Origin of the sequence: Celeribacter persicus (assembly GCF_003050785.1) — a bacterium.
Taxonomy (GTDB): domain Bacteria; phylum Pseudomonadota; class Alphaproteobacteria; order Rhodobacterales; family Rhodobacteraceae; genus Celeribacter; species Celeribacter persicus.
Map to the genome: position 1 here is coordinate 1 of NZ_QAOH01000089.1, position 1301 is coordinate 1301.

Below are 1301 nucleotides of genomic sequence, written 5' to 3' on the forward strand. Positions count from 1 at the left end.
AAGGGTCAGGCGCAAAACCTATCGGACCAGAAGACAGGCTCGCGCCGATGTGTTCGATTACATTGAGAGGTTCTACAATCCAACGCGTCGCCACTCGACCATCGGCTATCTAAGCCCTATGACCTTCGAGGAGCGAGCTATGAAAGCTTAAGTTGCCGTCCACGAAACCGGCAGCAGCTCAGAAGGCACGAGCAATGACCTCGTTATATTGCCGAAGCTCTTCACGCCAAAGTTCCGTCTGTTCGGTGTCCTCGTATTCAACGAGCCGCTCATCCGCCCCCCTCAGAATTATGATTTCTTCGCTTCGAGCCCGAACAATGTCGTCACGCCCAGCCTTAGCGGAACGAAAACGCTCCTGGAGTTTAGCTGACGCCCGAATACGAGTGGTTCTGTTGCCAAGCCCTTTAGGCCCGGAGTAGCTGCCCCGAGATAGATTGAGCAGCCCAACTTCGCTGAGCTTGCGAATAATCTCGATGATCTTTTTCGAGATATGGATGGCGTTATAGCGAGAGTTGGTGTCCCAGTAGTTGGAAGACATTGAGACCCCAATGCACAGTTTGGGATCCTCCTTCCAAGCGACATAGAGATCAAGGATAAGCACTCGCAACTGGTGACGATGCGGGGTCTTGGGATTCGGGCCAACAGCCTTCTCTTCGGGGAAGTGCTCCTCCCAGATTTGATCAGCAATGGCGATAAATTCAGGGTGATCAGACCAGCGGTGAACATCAATGGGGCGTGAATGCCATGGGTTCTCGATACCCTCTCCCTGCTCCTCTAAAGGCTCATCCTCATGCCCAAACATGATTGCTTCGTCCATAATCAGGCTTCCACGATTAGATGTTGCCCATTGGTAATACCAAAGTTTGTGCGTGGCGCGGCAGTGTTCAGGTTTTCCATAGGCTTAGTCCTTTTCAGATTTCATGAAGATAGGAGCGGTCCCATATGGCTAGGGGCTCGCAGGGACGACTGAGCTGTCGCCGCAGAGCATGCGAAGAGGGTACCTAAACGCTAACGAAACCCACACGGTGGTTGAGTTGGTAGTTTGATTGGATGTAGGGCAGCGAAGGCTATTGGATGCAATAGTGCTTAGGGCTCGTCACAAGCTCAGTAAGTTCTAGAGATTGCATCGTCAGTTTCTCATGGAAACGTAGCCTTCCTTCTTACTTCCCTACGCTGGATATGGGCAGTGGTGGCTTAAAAGTCAATAGCAGCCCTGTTCGGGGTAGCGCTCCCCACCATCTACGAGGGGCTTGGTCTTGACGAGGGGTTTCTGGAAGGGGATCAGCTCAACGACTATGTCA

General features: G+C 52.3%; 2 protein-coding genes. One reads left to right on the forward strand and one right to left on the reverse strand.

The genetic code is table 11. The annotated features are described in order from the left end of the window. On the forward strand, positions 1-151 hold a 151-nt coding region (locus C8N42_RS21330; protein WP_146168246.1), incomplete at its 5' end, for an IS3 family transposase. Positions 152-178: 27 nt separating this feature from the next. Here the strand turns inward: C8N42_RS21330 and C8N42_RS21335 are convergent. Continuing rightward, complete coding sequence (locus tag C8N42_RS21335; RefSeq protein WP_107818398.1) at positions 179-817, reverse strand: hypothetical protein; 639 nt, start codon at positions 815-817, stop codon at positions 179-181. Positions 818-1301: the final 484 nt, after the last annotated feature.